Origin of the sequence: Lentzea californiensis, assembly GCF_024648825.1 — a bacterium.
GTDB lineage: Bacteria > Actinomycetota > Actinomycetes > Mycobacteriales > Pseudonocardiaceae > Lentzea > Lentzea californiensis.
On record NZ_JANBBE010000003.1, the window covers coordinates 26139 to 45875 of the forward strand.

The window sequence follows — 19737 nt, forward strand, 5'->3', positions numbered from 1 at the left end:
GTCCACAGGCTTCGTTCTTTGTCCACAGGCTGCGCCGACGGGAGTTTGGCCGCTGTCCAGTGACGTTGACCAGCGCTTCAGCGGCCAGTGACTCGGTTAGCGGGCGTCGGCTGTCACCAGTAATCGCAGGTGTGCGGCTAGCCAGGTGGTGGGGGCTGGGGAGTCGGCGAACGCTGTTACGCGGGTCGCTGCTGTTCGTAGGCCTGCGTTGTGCAGGTGGGCGCCTACCTCTCGTACTCGGGCCAGCAGGCTGTCCGTCAGGTGGTCCAGGCCTCGGTGGGCCGCCTCGGCCAGCACCGTCAGGGCGCTGTCGACCGTTGCGCTCAGCGGGTCGGAGGCTGTGGTGCCTGGTGACAGAGGTTGCGGTGTTGTGTCTGTCGCCAGGTCTGGGACGGTCACGCCTGTGGGGGTCAGGACGGCCAGCGGGTCTACTACCAGTGTGCCGCGGTGCCTGCGGACTGTGCCGGTGATCGTTGTCGGGCTTGCGCGTAACGCCGTTGTCAGTGCGTCCAGGGCTTGTGGTGCTACTGCTCGGTGTGTCGCCTCCAGGCGGCACGTCGTGCCGGTGGGGCCGTGGAGGGTTGCGGTTAGGCGTTGTGCGGCTGGGTCGTAGGCGAGGTCGGTCACCTCGGTGACGCGGACTGCGCGGACCAGTTCTGCCTCGACCCTTGCGCGGACCTGGCGTGGCGGTAGTTCGGCCAGGTGTGCGGCGGCTGCTTCGTAGTCGTCGATCACCAGGGCCTGTGGGAGGTGGTCCCAGGCCGTGCCGACGGGGGTGAGCGAGGTTTTGGCTACTCGGCTGGTTTTCAGCGCTACCGCGCGGCTTGCGCTGCGGGTTGCCGACTCGGACACCACGTTCGACGCCGCCAGCCGTTGGACGGTGCGCAGGGGAGTGTTGCGCTGCACCAGTACTACGTCGCCTGATGCCAAGTAGACGTCGGCTGCGTTCTCCGCGCGCTGGCGGGCGCCTAGCGCGGTCAGGCGGACGCGTTTCAGCGGGGTTTCCGCCGGCTCGTCCGGGCCGAGGATTTCGGCGCGTGGGCCGGTGGCGGTGGTGCGGGCGTGCAGTTCTGTCAGCAGGGCCGCGAAATGTTCTCCCTCGTAGTCCGCGCTGCGGCCGCGGTACGCGGTCAGTTGGGCGAGCAGGTCGGTGATCACGGCGGCCGGCCAGTGCAGGCGTTGTGCCGTCAGGTCGCGGTGCAGGCGTTGCCAGGCCACGTCGAGCACCTCGCTTGCGTTCGTGGCGCCGTCCAGCAGCAACTGGTCCAGCAGATCGGTGACGGCGGTCAGATCTGTTGCCGTGGTGGGGGATCCGCCCACGTCGACCGTGTCGGTGCCCTGTTCGTCGGCCTCGCGGAAGGCCCACACCGCCAGCGCCGTCGCCTCGTCCTTGTTGACCGCGTCCGTGTGGACGTAGGACAGGTCGCCGGGCACCAGGAACGTGACCGTGCAGGTGGGGAGTTCCGCCTGTGCCGTCTGGTCCTGCGTGGTCGGGCGGCGGAGCTTCGCGCGGTAGCCGGCCTGGTGTGCCCTGCGGGCTCGGCGCAGCGTTCGTTCGCCCATCAACGCCACGAGGTCCGCGTCCGGCACCACGCCCGGCGACCAGAGTTCGGCGGGTGCGCTCGCCTCCTGCGTGCGTTGGTAGGCGAGGACTACCGCGATGCGGTGCCGGCAGACGCCCGCCGCCCCGCAGCTGCAGCCGGCGGCGTCGAGTGCGATGCCCGGCGGCAGGGTGGTCGTGGTGCCGTCCGGGAACTTGCCCTGGACGGCGCCGGTGGGATCGGTGTCAAGCGCAGGAACAACGCCCGCGTCTAGTTCCTTGACGGCACGTTTCACCAGACCTCGGTTGGCCAGCGCCGCGAGCGCGTCCGGGGTCAGTGCCATCAGGTCGGGTCTGGTCACCTGAGTTTCTCCGCAACGAACTCCGCCAGCTGGCCAGGGGTCATCGCGCCCACGTGGGCGCCGACGTTCGCGAGGCGCTGGCCCAAAGCCCTGTCGTAGTCCGGGTTCGCTTCGTCGTCCAGCGCGGCCAGGCACAGCACGTGGGTGCCCTGCTCGCACAGGCCCTTGACCGTGCGCACCAGGCGCTCCTCGCTGCCGCCCTCGTAGAAGTCGCTGATGATCGCGACGATCGACCGGCGCGGGCTGTCCACGAGCTCGGCGCCGTACGCGACGGCCTTGGCGATGTCCGTGCCGCCGCCGAGCTGCACCTTCATCAGCAGCTCCACCGGGTCCGTCACGTCCGAGGTCAGGTCGACCACGTTCGTGTCGAACGCGACCAGGTGCGTCTTGAGCCCTGGCAGCCCCCACAGGCACGCCGCCGTGACGGCCGAGTGGATCACCGAGCTGGTCATCGATCCCGACTGGTCCACCAGCAGGACCACCTGCCACTGCTCCAGGTGCCGTGTGGTGCGCGAGACGAACTTCGGGTGCTCGATCGCGAGCTTGCGCTCGTCGGGCTGGTAGCGCTGGAGGTTCGCCCTGATCGTCGAGCGGAAGTCGAAGTTGCGCGAGTTCTTGTGGATGCTCGGCCTACGGGACTTCGTGCCGCTGAACGCCGTGCGCACCTCCGTCTTCAGCTTCTCCATCAACTGTTTCACGACCGCCTCGACGATCTTGCGGGCCATCGCGAGCACGGCGGGGTTCATCAGGTGCTTGGTCCGCAGCACCGCGCGCAGCAACGCCGGGTTCGGCTCGATCCGTTGCAGCACTTCGGGATCCGTGACGATATCGGTGATCTCGTAGCGCTCGACCGCGTCGCGCTCCAGTCGTTCGATCGTCTCCCGCGGGAACAGGGTGTGCACCTCGTCCAGCCAGTCGACGGTCTGCAGCACCGAGTCCTCGCTGCCGCCCTTGCGCACACCGCGTTCGGCCAGCTCGGGATCACGCCCGTAGAGCCACTCCAGCGCCGTGTCCCGGCGGGCCGCGTCGCCCTGCAGGCCCCCGGTGCAGCGTGACGCCGGCTCGCCGAGGATCAGCCGCCAGCGTTCCAGGTCCGTCATGCCAGCCCGCCCTTCACCAGCAACGCGTCCACGCGCTTCTCGATCGCCATCGCCTCCGCCACGCTGATCGGATCGGCCGTGAGGCGGGTGACGCCCTTCACGCTGCCCTCGACACCGCGATGGGCGAGCACGGTGGCCGCGATCGTTTCCCTTTCCCTGGGCGGGAAGTAGCTGAAGGCGAGCCGCAACGCGGGCAACGCCACCAGGAACTCGTCCTCGTCCATGGCGCTGACCAGTTCGTCGAGCACCCCGACCAGGTCCGGGCTCGCCAGCACCTCTTCGCGCGCCACCGCGAACAGCCCGGTGAGCCAGTCGCCGAGCGCCTCGACGTTCCTGATCTTGTGCACGTCCGGCTGGGAACCGAGCGCCCAGGCGAGCCCTAGCGCCGCGCCGCGCAGGTCCGGCGGTGCCTGCACGTCGTTGCTCACCCTGGTCGCGACGCCGGTGACGTCCGCGACGTCCAGCGACAGCGCGGACTTGGCGTGCAGCACCGCGTCCCTCGTCGCCGCCATCGCCTTGAGGCGGTGCGGATCGGCCGGAGCGGGCCCGCCGTGCAGACCCTCGATCAGCCACAGCACCCGCGCCGTGCCGACGTCGATCACCGAGCCCAGCAACGGGTCCTTCTTCGTGCCGAACAACCTGTCGTGGCGCCACAGCCCGAGCACACCGCTCAGCACACTGCCCAGTGCCGCCAGGTCACCCGTGTCCCGGACGCCCTCGTTGAGCGTCTGCTTGACCCTGCCGGACAACGCCGAGATCCCGCACAGCACCGCGTCGAACAGGATCGCGGCCAGCTCTTCGAGCTGCGCGTGCCGGGAGCGGCGTTCCAGCGCCACCCCGGCCGCCTCCTCCAGCGTGGCACCGTTCTCGGCGGCCTCGATCAACGCGGCCAGCCGTTGCTCGACCGGCCGTAGCGTCCACTGCTCGTCCAGCTCGGGCTGCGCGCCCTCGGACGGACCGCTCGTGCGCTCGAAGCCGGGGATCCGCAGCACCCGCAGGCGGTGCAGGATCCTGCTGCGCTCCAACGCTTCCGGGTTCGTGAGGTCGAGCGCGACCTTGCCCTGCTGGTCGAGCCCGTGCGTCCGCAGCAACTCCTGCACGGCGTTGACCAGCGGCGGCGCGGGAGTGCTCGGGTGCAACCGGCCGACCTTGCCGCCCCGCAACGCCCCGATCATCTCGACCAACGCCGGGTGCGCGCCGGGCTGCAGCGTGCCGCGCCGCGTCCACGGCGGCGGCTGCGTCAGGTCCTCGGAGATCAACGCGCTGGTCAGCCCGTCGAGCACGTCCGTGCGCGCCAGGTTCTCGTGCCCGCGCAACCGCGCGAGCGCGCCGGCCTGGGTGCGCGCCGCGATGAGGTCGGCCGTCGACACGGGCTGCTGCCTGCGGCGCAGCCTTGTCGCCACCGACTCGACCAGCCAGTCCGCCGCGCGCTGCGACCCGGTCTCCCAGACCTGCTGGTAGTAGCCGGGCGACGGCATCCCCGACTGGTAGCCGGTGAACGCGTCCAGCCGTGCGTGCGAATACGGCACGAGATAGCTCGCGCCCCGTTCGCGTTCGGGCACCTCGGGCCACTCGGTGCCGCCGTCGAGCTGTGCCTTGAGCGCGGCCGTGTGGAAACCACCGGTGATCACGACGACGGGCCTGTCACCCGCGTCGTGCACCGCCGCCCGAACCCAGCGCGCCATGTACTCCTCACGCGCCGAGTCGCCCTCGTCCGCGGTCGCCGTGCCGCGCAGCAGGTCGAAGTACTCGGCCATGCCCTTCGGCTCGGTCTCGCACTCGAAGAGGTGGTCCCACAGCATGTCGACGTTGTCGACCGAGAACTCCCGGCACAACCGCTCGACGACCTCGGTGTAGCGCAGCTCCGCGTCCGCGTACCTGTTGCTGACGTCGCGGAACGCCTCGTGCCACGCGGGCAGGTCGATGAACCTGACCTCGGCACCGCACCGGCGGGCCTCGGTGACCGCCACCCACTCCGGCGAGTAGTCGCAGAACGGCGACCACGACGCGTGCTGGTCCGAGTAGCTGAACAACGCGACGGGCAGCTCGTGCCCGAGCAGCAACTCGTCGATGCGCTCGTTGAAGTCGGCGGGACCCTCGATGAGCACGTACGCGGGCTGCTGCCGCTCGATGGTGGCGGCGACGATGCGGGCACAGGCGGGACTGTGGTGCCGGACGCCGACGAACACGGCCCCCATCAGCCGGGCAGCAGGTGACGGGCGCGGTGCAGCTCCTGCCACTGCGCGCCCTTGCGCCGCGACGCGTGCTGCTCCAGGTAGCGCCGCAGCCGCGCCAGGTCCTCCGCGTTGTCCTTCGCCGCCGTGCCCGCCAGGCACTCCACGACGTCCGCGGCCGAACCGACCTCACCGCGCAGGAACCAGCCGCGCAGACCGACCGCGTGCGCCACCGAGACCGCCTCGGCCGTGCTCATCACGGTCGTGAGCCTGTCGCCGCCCTCGCGCAGATCGCGGAACGTGCGGACCAGGACCTCCAGCACGTCACGCCTCGGCGCGAGCTCCACACCGGAGCGTTCCAGCAGCTTCGCGGCCTCCTGCTCGACCAGCGCGAGCTCGGTGTCGAAGTCCGCGATCGGGAACACCGTCTCGAAGTTGAACCGCCGCTTGAGCGCGGCGCTCATCTCGTTGACGCCCCTGTCCCGCGTGTTCGCCGTGGCGATCACGTTGAACCCGTCCTGCGCGAACACCATGCCGTCCGGGCCGCTCAGCTCACCGATCGCCATCACGCGGTCGGACAGCATCGACAGCATGCAGTCCTGGACCTCCAGCGGGCAGCGGGTGATCTCCTCGAACCGGACGATCTTGCCCTCGGCCATGCCCCGCAACATCGGCGCCGGCACCAGCGAGCGCGCCGACGGCCCCTCCGAGACCAGCAGCGCGTAGTTCCACGAGTACTTGATCTGGTCCTCGGTCGTGGCCGCGCCGCCCTGGATCGTCAGCGTCGACTCGCCGCACACCGCCGCCGCGATCAGCTCGGACAGCAACGACTTCGCCGTGCCCGGCTCACCGACGAGCATCAGGCCGCGGCTGGTCGCGAGCGTGACCAGCGCCCGGTCCACCAGGGACGGGTCGCCCACGAACTTCTTGACGACGCCCCGCTTCTCGTCGCCCACCACGAACTTGCGCGCGGCGTCGAGGCTCAGCGCCCAGCCCGGCGGCTTGGGTGCGGTGTCGGCGTCCCGCAGGCGCGCGAGCTCGTCGGCGTAGCGAACCTCGGCGGGAGGACGCTGCATCGTCTGGGTGCTGGTCATGACTGCAGGGACTCCAGTTCGGAGAGGATCTCGGAGAGGGTGATCGGGTCGATCGCGAAGGTGGCCGGGGCGTCCCGCGGCGCGGACCACGTGCCGTGACCGCTGGGCGAGAACCACATGTCGCTGAAACCGACCTCGGGGAAGACGTCCATGGCGCCCACCGCGATGCCGGGGTCCATCGCCGCGACGAGCGCGCCGCCGCCCGGGAACGGCCGGGTGATCCAGCACTCGACGCCCGCGTCCTGCGGCTCGCCGCGCACCCAGCCCCTCTTGGTGAGGCCGAGGATCTTCCCGATCGGGTACGGGGTGTCGCAGGACTTCTTCAGCCGGGGGAGGACGTCCTCTCCGGACGCCACCAGGTGGACCGGGCGGCCCAGCTGCGGGAACGGCTGGAGGATCTCGTAGTCGGCGAAGACCTCACCCCACGCCGCCGCCGCGTCCCGCAGGTCGACCGCGTGCGCCACGCGCACGACCGCGGTCTCGGGCAGCGTGAACTCGTCGTCGTTCGCGTCGGCCAGCGTGCGGTCCTCGGCCAGGCGGAAGGAGGCACCCTCACCGGTGATCCACACCAGCCGGCGGACCAGGTGCCACAGCAGCGGATGGGCGGCCAGCACCGTGTGGAACTCCTCGGCGGTCCAGGTGCGCTGGTTGACCATGGCCCGTTCGAGCCGCTGGATCTGATCCGACGCGATGGTGCGGACGTCCTTCTTCAACGCCATGAACCGCTTGTGCTCCAGCGGCGCCTGTTCCTGGTCGTCCTTCGCACCGGGCTTCGGCAGATCCTTGCGGCGCTTGCCGTCCGGGTCCAGCACGAACGGCTTGAGCTGCTCGTCGAAGCCGACCGTGAACTGCCGCGGGCCGTAGTCGACCACCAGGGTCGCGGCGTCGTCGAGACCCAGGCGCGGGACCAGCCGGTCCGACAGCTGGTCGCGGGACAGGCCGAGCTCGGCCGCGATCTGGGCGACCTTCTCCTGGGCCTTGGACTTGAGGCCCTTGAACGACACCTTCTCGGCGATGCCGTTGAGGTGGGACAGCGCCACCTCGGTGCCGATGTCGGCGAGGACGTCGAGACCCGTGACAGCACGTGCGTGCTGGCTTTGGCCCGGCCAGTTGCGGATCAACGGTGACAGCGCGCGCACCGTCGAGTCGTCGCCGAACCAGCCGAGCGCGCTCAGCGCCCAGCTCTCCTTCGGCGGAGCGCCTGCCTGTTCCCACGCCTGGAACGCGGCCCAGGCGAACGCCGCCAGCGAATCGCGGTCGAGCGCTTCGCGGACGATCGGCAGCCCCGCGTAGAGCTCGCCGGGCTTGGACAGCGCGGCCGTCATCAGCAGATGACCGGCGGCCTCCGCGGACAGCGCGTGCCGGCGATCCGCCAGCAGGACCTGCGGCAGCAGGCGCGTGTCCGCCCACTCGCCGATCGCCGGCAGCTTCGCGGGCAGCACGTCGACCGGGTCGACCGACAGCACGACGCCGATCGCGGCCTCGGCACCGCACTCCCCGGCGATCGCGGCCACGTCGACACCGAGGTTGTTGTTCAGGTGCCGCAGCGCTGCCTCGGCGTTGCGGCGGGGGACACCGGCCTTCCCGGCGGCCGCCGGGATGAGCAGACGGGCGGCCTGCTCGCGGTGGCGGGCCAGCCACTCGAGGCCCCAGCGCCGGGCGGACTTGGTCCGGGCGAACCAGTCGGCCATCTGCGTGGCCACCTCGGCCGTCGCGAACGGCATCAGCAGCGTCCCGGTCGCCGCGGGAGCGGACTGGACGTGCCGGAGCAGCGGCGGTGCGGCGTCGACCCCGAACCGGGCGGCCAGGTTCTTGCCCCACTCCTCGACGCCCCAGCTGTAGTTCGGCGTCCAGTCCGCGAGCAGGTGCCGCACCTCGTCGTCGGGCGCGAGGAGGAACAGGTCGTTGTCGTAGTAGTCGAAGACGCCGGCCAGGTACTCCTTGAGCAACTTGCGCCAGTCACGTTGGTCCTGCAGCCATGAAGAGCCGGACGCCAGCCACTCGGCTTGCTCGCCGGGCAGCCAGCTCACCGCCGGCTCCTGCAGCGGAAGGTTCTCCAGCACCACGGGCTTCACCGGCTTGCGGCGGTGCAGCCACGACGGCGAGGCCAGCAGCGGTGGCAGCTGGTCCGCGCTCCCCTCCGGCACGATCGCCTCGGCGGACTCGGCGAGCAGCGCGGCGACCTCACCTGGCACGGTCAGGTGCGGGTTGCTCCGCAGGTGGACGTTCAGCAGCCGGCGCACGGCCTCATCCGACGACGCGCGCTCGGCCAGCAGCCGCGCCGCCCTCACGGGGAACGCCCTCATCGCGGACACCGCGGCGGGCAGCACGTTCTTCCCGTCCAGCCGGTCGAGCAGGATCGTGAACGCCTCGTCGGTCGGCAGAGCCGCGAGCACGGTCAACGCCTGTTTGCGGCCTCCCGTCCGCTGGTGGTAGCTGTCGGAGTCGAGCTCCTTCGCGAGCAACGGCGCGACGGCCGGCCCCAGCACGTACACCGCCGTGTAAAGCACGAACGCCGATGTCGTGAGCGATTCGTCGATGGCCCTGAAGTCCTCGAGGCTGCGGGCGCTGCTCGTCAGCATCCACCAGCGGCTCCGCGTGTACCGGTACTTGCGAACCTCGGTGAACCAGTCCGCCCGCTCGGGGATCAGGTAGCAGCGGAGTTCCTGCCCGGTCTCCGACTCGCCGAACTCCTCCAGCGCGCTCTCGGCGGCCGCGCGCTCCTCGGGGGCCGCGACGGCGATCGCGTACCGGACGGCGGTGAGCATCAGACCTTCCGGTTCGCCGATCGTCGTGTGGAAGTTGCCGGTGCGGTACCGCAGGCCGATCCCGGTCCACCTGCCGTGCTGGTTCCGCAGGTCGCAGTACGCGAGGCTCGCGAGCTGGACGACCGCGGTGGTGGCGAAGGCGAGGCCGTGGTCGGCGATCCAGGCGTGCACGGCGGGCACGCTCGCCTTCGTGATGGCCGCGATCGCCGCCGCCCCGACGGGATTCGGCTGCCCGGCCAGGTACTCGTGCGCCGCGCTGACCAGCTCGGCCTCCGAGCCCTTGGCCGAGAAGGCCTCCTCGATCGTCTCCGCCTGCTCCGCGATCAGCTGCCGCGCCTGCTCGGCCTTCGCCGGATCGACCGTGAACTCTGGCGCCGGGGGAAACCCGCGCTGCCGCACCGCGTCGCGCAGCCACGCCCTGGGCATGACCCAGGCGTCTTCGTCGATGGGGGGCGTGGGCTCGGCGGCGGGCTGCGTGCGGGAGGTGCCAGCTGCGCCGGTGGCGGGTTGCCCGGCCGCGGCAGGTGCAGCGGTGGCGGGCTCGGCGGCGGCGGGTGTGGCGGCGGGCTGGCCGGTCGTGGGCTGCTGGACCCCGGAGGCGGCTTCGGGTCTGTAGCCCTTCTTCTCCTTTTCGGCCACCAGTTTCGCGATGTGCGCGGCGGCTGCATCGGCGGAGGCCAGCTCCTTGGTCTGGGTCTGGCCGGCGGCGCCCAGCCGTCCGAACCGGACGGTGACCGTCGCGCCGTCCTGCCCGATCTCCCAGAACTTCGCGGAGCCGTCCGCGACGAGTTCCCACCTGCGCACTGCCGTACCTCCTGGGGACACGCAAAAGGAGTTGATGTGCATGGACGTTACCCAGGGGGTCTGACAATTCTTCACGGTCGGTGCGAAGAGCTGATCAGACCCCCTGAGCGCGGGGCTCACGACTGCAGTGACTCCAGTTCGGACAGCACTTCCGAGGCCGTGATGGCGTCGGTGGTCAAGGTGCTCGCCGCGTTGCGGTGGGGGGACCAGTAGCCGTACCCGTCGGCGGAGAACCACACCTCGGTGAACTTGACCTCGGGGAATATGTCGATCGCGCCCACCGCGATGCCGGGGTCCAGCGACGCGACCAGGGCGCCACCGGAGGGCAGCGGCCGGGTGATCCAGCACTCCACGCCGCCGTCCTGGGGTTCGCCGCGGTTCCAGCCCTTCTTGGTGAGGCTGAGGATCTTGCCCACCGGGAGGTCCACGTTGCAGTACTTCCCGAGGTGGGGCAGGAGGTCCTCGCCCGCGGGCACCAGGTGCAGCGGGCGGCCCAACTGCGGGAACGGCTGGAGGATCTCGTAGTCGGCGAAGACCTCGCCCCACGCCTCCAGTTCCGGCCGGAGGTCGACCGGGTGGGCCACGCGGACGGTGGCGGCCTCGGGGAGCGTGAACTCGTCGTCACCGGAGTCGGCGAGAGTGCGGTCCTCGGCCAGGCGGAAGGACTGGCCGTCGGCGGTGATCCACACCAGGCGGCGGACGATGTGCCACAGCAGCGGGTGGCCCGCCAGGACGGTGTGGAACTCCTCGGCGGTCCAGGTGCGCTGGTCGACCATCGCGCGTTCGAGGCGGTGGATCTGGTCGGACGCGACGGCGCGGACGTCCTTCTTCAGTGCCGCGAACCGCTTGTGCTCCAGCGGGGCCTGGTCCTGGTCGTCCTTCGCGCCGGGCTTCGGGAGGTCCTTGCGGCGCTTGCCGTCCGGGTCCAGCACGAACGGCTTGAGCTGTTCGTCGAAGCCCACGGTGAACTGGCGCGGGCCGTAGTCGATCACCAGGGTCGCCGCGTCGTCGAGGCCCAGGCGCGGCACGAGGCGGTCTGCCAGCTGGTCGCGGGACAGGCCCAGTTCGTCGGCGATCTGGGAGACCTTCTCCTGCGCCTTCGTCTTGAGGCCCTTGAACTTCACCTTCTCGGCGATGCTGTTCAGGTGCGACAGCGCGACCTCGGTGCCGATGTCGGCGAGCACGTCGAGACCCGTGACCGCCCTGGTGTGCTGGCTCTCGCCCGGCCAGACGCGGATCAACGGCGACAGGGCGCGCACCGTCGAGTCGTTGCCGAACCAGCCGAGCGCGGTCAGCGCCCAGCCTTCCTTCGACGGCGCGCCGACCTCCTGCCAGCGTTGGAAGACGGCCCACGCGAACTCCGCCAGCGAGTCCTCGTCGAGCGCCTCGCGGGCGATCGGCAGGCCCGCGTAGACGTCGCCCGGCTTGGACAGCGCGGCGGTCATCAGCAGATGACGCGCGGCTTCGGCGGACAGGGCCTGCCTGCGGTCGCGCAGCAGGACCTGGGGCAGCAGGCGGGTGTCCGCCCACTCGCCGAGCACGGGCAGCTTGGCGGGCAGCACGTCGACCGGGTCGACGGCCAGGAAGGACTCCAGGGCGGCGGCCGCGGCAGGGCTCGGCGCGAGCGCCACCACGTCCACACCGAGTCCGTGCAGGTGGCGGATCGCCGTCTCGGCGTTGCGCCGCTCGGCACCGGGCTTGCCCAGGGCGGCGGGAACCAGGAAGCGCGCGGCCTGTTCGCGGTGCCGGGCTAGCCAGCTCAGCGCGGTCTTGCGCACCTGCTTGAGCCGCACCAGCCAGTCCGCCATCAGCGCGGCCACCTCGGGCGTCGCGAACGGCAGCAGGATGACCGCAGTCGACGAGTTGATCTCCGCGATGCGCAGCAGGGCGGGCAGGGCGTCGAAGCCGAACTTCGCGGCCAGCCGCTTGCCGGCCGATTCCGCGCTCCAGCCCAGGCGCGGCTGCCAGTCCGCGAGGAGGTGCCGGACCTCGTCCTCGGGCGCCCCGATGAGCAGGTCGGCCATGCGGTACCCGATGCGGCCCGCCTCGTACTCCGCCAGCCAGTGCTGCCAGGTCTTGTAGGGGTTGGTGTCCCAGTGGCCGTCCTTCAGCCACGCCTCCCGCTCACCGGGCTGCCACGTGATCGACGCGCTGGGCACCGGGAGGTCCGGCACCACCGCCGGCTTCACCGGAGGCTTCCGGTTCAGCCACGGGGGCGAGGCCAGCACCGGCGGCAACGCCTCCGCGGGTGCCTCCGGCAGTGCCGCCGTCTCGACCTCGACGAACCCCTCAGGTGCTTCCAGGTGCGGGTACGTCTTCAGGTGCACGCTGAGCAACCGGCGGAACTCTTCGTTGCCGGCGGAGCGTTCTCCGAGCAGCCGAGCCGCCCTGGCCGGGAACGCCGCCATCATGGACAGCACCGTCGGACGCACGTACTTGGTGTCGATCCGGTCGAGCAGCAGGGCGAACGCCTCGTCGGTGGGCAGCGTGGAGAGGGTCTTCAGCACCTGCTTGCGGGTGTCCGCGCGCTGGTACTGGTGGTCGAGAGACTGCGCGAGCAGCGGCGCGATCGCCGGACCCAGCACGTACAGCGCCGTGTGCAGGACGACCGAGTGGTTGGCCACCGAGGACGGCGCGGCCTCGAACTCCTCGTACGTGCTTGCACTGCAGTGCAGGAGCCACCAGCGGGTGCCCGTGTGCGGCGTCTGGCACGCCTCCTGGAACCAGTCTGGCCTGCCCGGCATCAGGAACGAACGCACCAGCTTCGAGTTGGGCTCGTCGATCTCGCCCAGCCTGCTCAGCACGGCTTCCGCGGCGCTGCGCTCGGCGTCCTGCGCGATCGCGAGCGCGTACCGGACCGCGATGAGCATCTTGCATTCGGCGCTGCCGATGGTGATGTGGACGAACCCGCCGCGCGATGCCAGGCGTTCGTTGCCGTAGGCGCTCTGGTGCGACAGCCACTCCCGGCTGCAGAACACCCGCATGAACTCGGCGGTGGCCTCCGTCGCGAACACCAGGCCGTGGTCGGCGATCCAGGCGTGCACGGACTGCTCGCCGCTGGTCAGGATGGCCGCGATCGCCGCCGCGCCCGCCGGGTTCGGCCGCCCGGCGAGGTGTTCGCGCGCCGCCCGCACGAGATCGAGGTCGGACGCCGGTTCGGACAGGACCCGCTCGATCGTGGCCCCCTGCTCGCCGATCCGCTGCCTGGCCTGCTCGGCCAGAGCGGTGTCGACGGAGAACTCCGGGGCGGGGTGGAAGCCGCGCTGCCGCACCACGTCACGCAGCCACACCTTGGGCATGACCCAGGTGTCCTCGTCGACGGGGGCCGGAGGAGGGGCGGCGGTGACGGTCTGAGTGGGTGAGCTGGAAGCAGCGATCGGTGCGGAAGCGGGTTCCGTGGGAACCGGAGTGGTGCCGGCAGCCAGGGCCGCGGTCGCGCGGTAGCCCTTCTTCTCCTTCTCCGCCACCAGCTTCGCCACGTGGGCCTCTGCCGCCTCCACGGAGGCGAGCTCCTTGGTCTGGGTTTGGCCGTGCGTGTCCAGCCGTCCGAACCGGACGGTGACCGAGGCACCGTTCCGTTCGACCTCCCAGAACTTCGCCGCGCTGCCCGAGACGAGCTCCCACCTGCGCACTGACTGTCCCTGCTTTCGATCGGAGTTGCCGGCGTCGGTCGTGCCGAGCCGGTCTGACGCTGGTGGTCGATCAACCGTTCCCGTACACCGAAAAACCCCCTGAGTCCGATCCGGAACCGATGTCCACGGAACGTACTCAGGGGGTCTGACAATTTTGTCGATCAAGTGGAACAGCTGGTCAGAGCTTCCACCACAGCGCGGTGTCCGGCGGGAGGAGCAGCAGCCCGTCGCGCACCCCGTAGTACGACGAGGCCAGCAGGACCGAGCCCGGGTCCGGCAGTTCCACGACGGCTCCGGACAGGTTCACCGCGCACGCGACGCCGTCCCGTTCGAACCACAGCACGCCGGCCGGGCCGTCGACCCAGGTGAGGCCGGCACCCAGTGCCGGGTTCTCGCGGCGCACGCGCAAGGCGTTGCGGTAGAAGGACAGCATCGAGTCCTGGTCGCCCGCCTGGGCCTCCACGCTGAGCTTCGCCCAGTCGGCGGGCTGCGGCAGCCACGACCCGCCGGTGCCGAAGCCGAGCGACGGCCCGGAAGCCGCCCACGGCAACGGGACGCGGCACCCGTCGCGACCGCGTTCGGTGTGATCCGACCGCTCCCACATCGGGTCCTGCAGCACCTCGTCCGGCAGGTCCAGCACCTCGGGCAGCCCGAGCTCCTCGCCCTGGTACAAGTACACCGATCCCGGCAACGCCAGCATCAACGCCAACGCAGCGCGCGCACGGCGCAGACCGGTCTCACCGCCGCCGTACCGCGTCACGTGCCGTTGCACGTCATGGTTCGACAACACCCAAGTGGTGGGCGCCCCAACGGGTTCGACGGCGGCCAGTGACGAGTCGATGACCGACCGCACCGCGTCGTAGGTCCAGTCGGCGGAGAGGTAGTGGAAGTTGAAGGCCTGGTGCATCTCGTCGGGACGCAGGTACATCGCCGTCCGCTCGGCCGAGGGCGTCCACGCCTCCGCGACGAGCACCCGCTCGCCTGGGTACGAGTCCACGACCGCACGCCACTCGCGGTGGATCTCGTGCACGCCGTCCTGGTCGAAGAACGGCAACGACTCCGTGCCCAGCAGCTTGAGCTGGTCGGTGTGGCCGATGTCGGGCAGCCCCGGCGCCTTGATCATCCCGTGTGCCACGTCCACCCGGAACCCGTCGACGCCCAGGTCGAGCCAGAACCGCAGCACGTCGAGGAACTCCGCGCGCACCTCGGGCAGTTCCCAGTTCAGGTCCGGCTGCTCCGGCGCGAACAGGTGCAGGTACCAGGACCCGTCGGCCACCCGCGTCCACGCGGGACCGCCGAAGACCGACTCCCAGTCGTTAGGCGGCTGGTCCCCGACGCCCTCGCGGAACATGTAGCGCTCACGGCCACTTCCGGCCAGCGCCTCCTGGAACCAAGCGTGCTGGTCGGAGGTGTGGTTCGGCACGATGTCGACGATCACCCGGATGCCGAGCGTGTGCGCGTCGTCCACCAACGCGCGCACGTCGTCGAGCCCGCCGAACTGCGGGTCGACCGCGCGGTAGTCCGCGACGTCGTAGCCGCCGTCCGCCATCGGCGACGAGTAGAACGGCGTGATCCAGACCGCGTCGACTCCTAGGTCGCGCAGGTAGGGCAGGCGCGAGCGGATACCGGGCAGGTCGCCGACACCGTCGCCGTCCGAGTCGGCGAAGCTGCGCACGTAGACCTGGTAGATGACGGCGTGGCGCCACCAGTCGTGGGACATGTCCCTGCCTTCCGATGGGGTGTGTCAGCGGTCCAGGAAAGACGTTGCAAAAGTTTTCCGCAAGTCGGCTTGAGGATTGGTGGAGAAGAGCCTCCAGTTCTGCAAACTTTTGCAAGCTCGGATAATGCGTTGCAAGCGCGCCACGCCATCCGTCAGAGTGGATCTCGACGAACCGGATGAAGGAGCCAGCCGTGATGCAACCCATGCGCCATCAGCACTTCTGGTGCTCCTCGGCATGAGCTGACTCATGTCTCCGGGGAGCCGTCCCGTCGCACTCAGCGACGAGGCGGCTTTTTTGATGCCCGTTGGTCCAATTGGCACGGACACCGCGCTCTGAACGCGGAGATCGAGGTTCGAGTCCTCGACGGGCAGCCGTGACCGAAGCCGAAGCAGTCGAGGCACCAGGTTGTGGTCCTGGTCGAAGCCGGTGCGAGTCCGGTCGGTCACTCCAGCGCGCGGGATCCGGCGATCACCCAGGCCTCATAAGCCTGGGGTGCCTGGTTCGACACCAGGACGCGCGACCAGGAGAGCGAGGAAGGCGTCGTGCAGGACACCGTTGGTGGCCAGCACGACGTCCTCCTCGGCCACCGTCACGCGGCCGCCCGCCTCCTCCACGAGCACCGGCAGGCACGCCAGGTCGAACCGGTCCAGGCCCGCGCCCGCCGCGATCACCGCGTCCACCCGGCCCGTGATGAGATCCAGCACCGACGTGGAGCCGTCCACGACGACGCACCGCTCCAGCGTCGGCTTCCTCCTGCCGTGCAAGCACACCCGCGCGCCGTCGACAGTGTCCCGTGATGACACGCGGGCTACTTCCTCCTGCTCGCCGCGGAAGACCCGGCAGCCGATGCCCCGTCCCGCCGCCATGGTGATGCCCAGCGACGGCATCGCGGACACGGCCAGCGCGTTCTCCAGAGCCAGGTCCACCGAGTACGTCGGCCGCCCGGCCACGAAGTCGGCGGTGCCGCTGATCGGGTCGACCAGCCACCGCCGGCCGGACGTTCCCGCGCGCTCGGGCCGTTCCTCTCCCACGACGCCGTCCTCGGGCACCGCTTCGGCGAGCAACCGGCGCACCAGGTCCTCGACCTGGAGATCGGCCGGGGTGACCTCGCTGCCGTCCTCCTTGAGCCGCACGTCCGGGTCCCCCGCCCGGAACGCCTGTTCCGCCACCTGTGCTGCCCGGCCGGCGATCCGCAACGCCAGCCGCATGTCGGTCCACATGACCGCGAAGCCTGACGAGGCTGCCGACTGAGGCGTAACAGATGTAGCGTTCTGCTACATGATCGAGTTCGTGCTCGGCGAGTCCGACCTGGTGGACGTGCGGTTCGCCGTCTCACCGCTCAGCGAGCTGACACTCAGCCTGCGGGTGCTGAAGGACCCGGCGAAGTACCCGCTGCACCTGCCGTGGGTGCGCGGCATCCGTGGCGTCGACGCCGACGTCCTCCTGGCGCTGTCCACCGCCCGAGGCTGGACGCCGGACTTCCTGAGCCCTCGCCCGCTGACGCCGTTCACGCGGATCGAGGCCGAGTTCGCGGCGTTGCGCGAGATCCCCGTCCGCACCATGCGGCGTCACTACCGCACGCTCTTCGGGGACGTCCCGGACGCGTTGCGCGACCGCGGCCGGGTGCTCGACGCGCTGGAGCACTACTGGCACACGGCTTTGGCGCCGCGGTGGGACCGGATGCGCGCGGTGCTCGAAGCCGACATCGCGCACCGCGGCCGCGACATGGCCCAGCACGGGCTTGGGGCGATGCTCTCGGGGATCTCCGACCGGATCGCCTTCGCTGCTCCGGTGGTCCAGGTGCGGATCGCTGGCGCGCAGCCGCGGCGGGTGGAGGCCGGGGGACAGGGGTTGACGCTGGTTCCCAGCGTGTTCGCGCGGCGCACGGCGGTGCCCGTCGACGCCGGCGCACCGCCGTTGCTGATCTATTCCGCCCGTGGCGCCGGCACGGTGTGGGAGAAGGGGCGCAGCCGTGGGCCCGCCGCACTCGCCGGCGTCCTCGGCCAGGTGCGGGCGGACCTGCTGGCCGAACTGGCGCAGCCGTGTTCGTCCACGGACATCGCGCGCCTCACGGGCGTCACGACCTCGGCGGTGAACCAGCACCTGCGGGCGTTGCGCGACGCCGGGCTGCTGGCCTCGCAACGGCACGGCCGCAGCGTCGTCTACGCCCGCACCGACCTCGGCGAAGCCCTCGTTTCCCATTCTCTGGAACAGGGAAGCTCCGTTGTGAATCCGGCGTTCGCAAGGACATGAGCTTCGCGGAGGACTGGCAGACCTGGAAGACGGAGCGGGAGACGACGCTGGCGGACTCGTACGGGTGGCTGGCGCTCGTCTCACTCGACTGGCTGGAGACCAGCCCACGCACCTATGACGGCCTACCGGGCGAGTGGTGGCAAGACGACGACGCGGCGTACTGGCGCAACGAGGGAGAAACGCAGCGGTTCGACCTCGTCCAGAGCGGCGCCGGCACACGGGTCGCGGCAGGCGACGTGGAGATCGAGATCGCGCGGCGCGGCGGATACCTGATCCGCGTGCACGACCCGAAAGCCCCGGTGCTGCGCGACTTCAAGGGTGTGCCGTCGTACGACCCGCGGGAGACGTGGGTGCTCGAAGGCGAGTACGAGCCGTTCGACGCGCCCGTCCCCACTACCGTCGGTGCGGTGGTCGAAGGCCTTAGCCACGTGTACGAGGCACCGGGCCGTGTGCGGTTCAGCTACAACGGCACCGAGCACACGCTGACGGCGTTCAACGGCCACAACGGCGGGCTGAGCATCCTGTTCACCGACGAGACCAGCGGTGTCACCACCTACGCGGCCAACCGGCAACTCGCCGCCACCCCGCACGACGGCAAGGTCGTGCTCGACTTCAACCGGGCCACGAACCTGCCGTGCGCGTTCACCGACTTCGCCACCTGCCCGCTGCCGCCCCCGGGCAACCACCTGGCGTTCGGCGTCGAGGCGGGGGAGAAGACGCCCTACGAGCGGGGTTAGAAGAACTCGTCCAGCAAGCGGTACCAGGCGAGCATCTCCGGGCGGGGGGTGAGGCCGTAGGCGCGGTCGAACGTGGCTACGGCCTCTTCGCCCAGTTCCCGGTGGGCCAGCGCGATGTCGCGGTGCCGGTCGGACACGCCCAGCCGCGCCACGTCGATCAGCACGGTCGAGCCGTCCGGCCGCAGCAACACGTTCGGCGGGCAGAAGTCCCCGTGTGCCACCACGAGGTCCTCGGTGGTGGGGGCGGTGGCGACCAGCCGTGCCAGCAACTCCTCGGGTGGGACACCGAGGTTGTCGTCGTCGAAGTCGTCCGGGTCCACCAGGCCCGCCTCGACGTTGTGCCGGGCCCTTTCCAGCACAACGGGGATCGTCGCGTCGTAAGGGCACGAGGCCACCGGCAACGAGTGCAACGACCGCAGCAGCGTGCCCATCACGGTCGCCGCGAGCACGGAGTCGGCGTAGGCCAGCGACGGCGCGCCGACATCGGCCAGCACCAGCCAGTCCTCGGCGAACGCCCGGATCTCCGGCACCTCGAAGTGCTCGCCCAGCCACAGCAACCGGTCGCGCTCCTCTGGACAGCGTCCTCGTTCAGCTCACTCGCAGGCGGTGCCGTCCTTGTCGCTGTCCAGCCCGTAGATGTCGGTACCGATGACACGGATCGGGCCTGCCACGTAGGCGGGCCCGTTGCCGCTGCCGCCGGCACAGTCCACATCGGACGCGATCGGCACGCAGCCGCTGTAGTTCGGGTCGCACGCGGGCTTGGGCGCCGGTTGCGGCTGTGGCTGGGGTTGAGGTTGGGGCTTCGGTTGCGGAGCAGGCTGAGGCTGGGGTTGTGGCTTCGGCTGCGCGACCGCCGGGGGAGTGGTCGTCGTAGTAGTAGTCGTCGTTGTCGTCGTGGTTGTCGACGTCGTGGTGCTGGTCGGCGCCACGGTGGTCGTGGTCGTGGTGGGCGAGGCCGTCGTCGTCGCACTGGCCGCGCTGCCCTTGTCCGGCGCACCGCCGACGGCGGCTCCGATGATGCCGACCGCGAAGAAGAACGCGAGCAGGCTGGCCGCGCCGATGGCCACGGGCGCCACCCACGACTTGCGCGCCGCGGTGACCGGCACGACCGCGCCGCGGGGGATCTCGCGCGGCATGCGCAGCGAGATCTGCAGCACCCCGTTGCCGCCCCGCTGGACGAACGCGGCGCAGCCGGTCGAGCCGCCGCCGGACTCCACGTGCATCAGCACGGGCGCATACCGTTGCGACATAAGGAAAGTCAGCTCACCCACGCGGTAGCCGTCGAGGCGGACCTCGATGCCGCGCTGACCGCGGTGCTTGCCGGCGGCGATCGTGCACCACGTCAGGTTCACGGCGACGTGCCGCGTCACGCCGTCCGGAACCGCGTATCGCGACAGCACGTCCTGGTGGTGCTGCTCGCCGGTGACGGTCACCGTCACCTCGCCGGGAACCATCACCAGACCGGCGGCCGAGTTCTCGATCACTGTCGCAACTCCCTCGGGTGGGCTTGTACGCCTCACCATCGAGAACTTGCGCGCCGTGTTACCGACAG

Annotated in this window: 11 protein-coding genes, 2 tRNA genes and 1 pseudogene; 4 read left to right on the plus strand and 10 right to left on the minus strand. The window is 70.5% G+C overall.

Annotation, left to right across the window (positions count from 1 at the left end):
* Positions 1-96: 96 nt before the first annotated feature.
* From LX88_RS14405 to LX88_RS14435, 7 genes are all read right to left on the minus strand, one after another.
* Positions 97-1902, minus strand: a complete 1806-nt coding sequence (locus LX88_RS14405) for a YehQ family protein (protein ID WP_258948279.1) — start codon at positions 1900-1902, stop codon at positions 97-99.
* Positions 1899-3002, minus strand: a complete 1104-nt coding sequence (locus LX88_RS14410; RefSeq protein WP_258948280.1) for a VWA domain-containing protein — start codon at positions 3000-3002, stop codon at positions 1899-1901. The genes LX88_RS14405 and LX88_RS14410 overlap by 4 nt, the downstream gene beginning before the upstream one ends.
* Positions 2999-5200 carry a DUF5682 family protein gene (locus tag LX88_RS14415; protein ID WP_258948281.1) on the minus strand — a complete coding sequence of 734 codons (2202 nt, stop codon included), beginning with the start codon at positions 5198-5200 and terminating at the stop codon, positions 2999-3001. The genes LX88_RS14410 and LX88_RS14415 overlap by 4 nt, the downstream gene beginning before the upstream one ends.
* A complete protein-coding gene (locus tag LX88_RS14420; RefSeq protein WP_258948282.1) occupies positions 5200-6270 on the minus strand; it encodes an ATP-binding protein in 1071 nt (356 codons plus the stop codon). Before LX88_RS14420 ends, LX88_RS14415 begins: the two co-directional genes overlap by 1 nt.
* Positions 6267-9842 (minus strand): WGR and DUF4132 domain-containing protein, encoded by a 3576-nt coding sequence (locus LX88_RS14425; protein WP_258948283.1) that lies wholly within the window; start codon positions 9840-9842, stop codon positions 6267-6269. Before LX88_RS14425 ends, LX88_RS14420 begins: the two co-directional genes overlap by 4 nt.
* A 116-nt stretch (positions 9843-9958) precedes the next feature.
* Positions 9959-13474: a WGR and DUF4132 domain-containing protein gene (locus LX88_RS14430; RefSeq protein WP_258948284.1), complete on the minus strand. Its 3516-nt coding sequence runs from the start codon at positions 13472-13474 to the stop codon at positions 9959-9961.
* Positions 13475-13652: 178 nt separating this feature from the next.
* On the minus strand, positions 13653-15194 hold the full coding sequence (locus LX88_RS14435) for a glycoside hydrolase family 13 protein (RefSeq protein ID WP_258948285.1): 1542 nt from the start codon (positions 15192-15194) through the stop codon (positions 13653-13655).
* 299 nt (positions 15195-15493) lie between these two features.
* Here LX88_RS14435 and LX88_RS14440 point away from each other — a divergent pair.
* Both LX88_RS14440 and LX88_RS14445 read left to right on the plus strand, forming a co-directional pair.
* A tRNA-Gln gene (locus tag LX88_RS14440) sits at positions 15494-15566 on the plus strand.
* A gap of 80 nt (positions 15567-15646) precedes the next feature.
* A tRNA-Ile gene (locus tag LX88_RS14445) sits at positions 15647-15718 on the plus strand.
* On the opposite strand, the gene LX88_RS44580 is transcribed toward LX88_RS14445, so the two are convergent.
* Positions 15675-16415, minus strand: a complete 741-nt coding sequence (locus tag LX88_RS44580; protein WP_372511327.1) for an inositol monophosphatase family protein — start codon at positions 16413-16415, stop codon at positions 15675-15677. The genes LX88_RS14445 and LX88_RS44580 overlap by 44 nt on opposite strands.
* 58 nt (positions 16416-16473) lie before the next feature.
* On the opposite strand from LX88_RS44580, the gene LX88_RS14455 reads away from it, so the two are divergent.
* Both LX88_RS14455 and LX88_RS14460 read left to right on the plus strand, forming a co-directional pair.
* Positions 16474-17448, plus strand: coding sequence for an ArsR/SmtB family transcription factor (locus LX88_RS14455; protein WP_258948287.1), 975 nt, complete (start codon positions 16474-16476; stop codon positions 17446-17448).
* The gene (locus LX88_RS14460; RefSeq protein WP_258948288.1) at positions 17445-18185 is read left to right on the plus strand and encodes a DUF1684 domain-containing protein; all 741 of its coding nucleotides are present in this window, start codon (positions 17445-17447) and stop codon (positions 18183-18185) included. Before LX88_RS14455 ends, LX88_RS14460 begins: the two co-directional genes overlap by 4 nt.
* Here LX88_RS14460 and LX88_RS14465 read toward each other — a convergent pair.
* Positions 18182-18757: pseudogene (locus LX88_RS14465) on the minus strand (aminoglycoside 3'-phosphotransferase); the annotation flags it as partial. The gene LX88_RS14460 and the pseudogene LX88_RS14465 overlap by 4 nt on opposite strands.
* Before the next feature lie 21 nt (positions 18758-18778).
* A complete protein-coding gene (locus tag LX88_RS14470) occupies positions 18779-19669 on the minus strand; it encodes a hypothetical protein (RefSeq protein WP_258948289.1) in 891 nt (296 codons plus the stop codon).
* Positions 19670-19737: the final 68 nt, after the last annotated feature.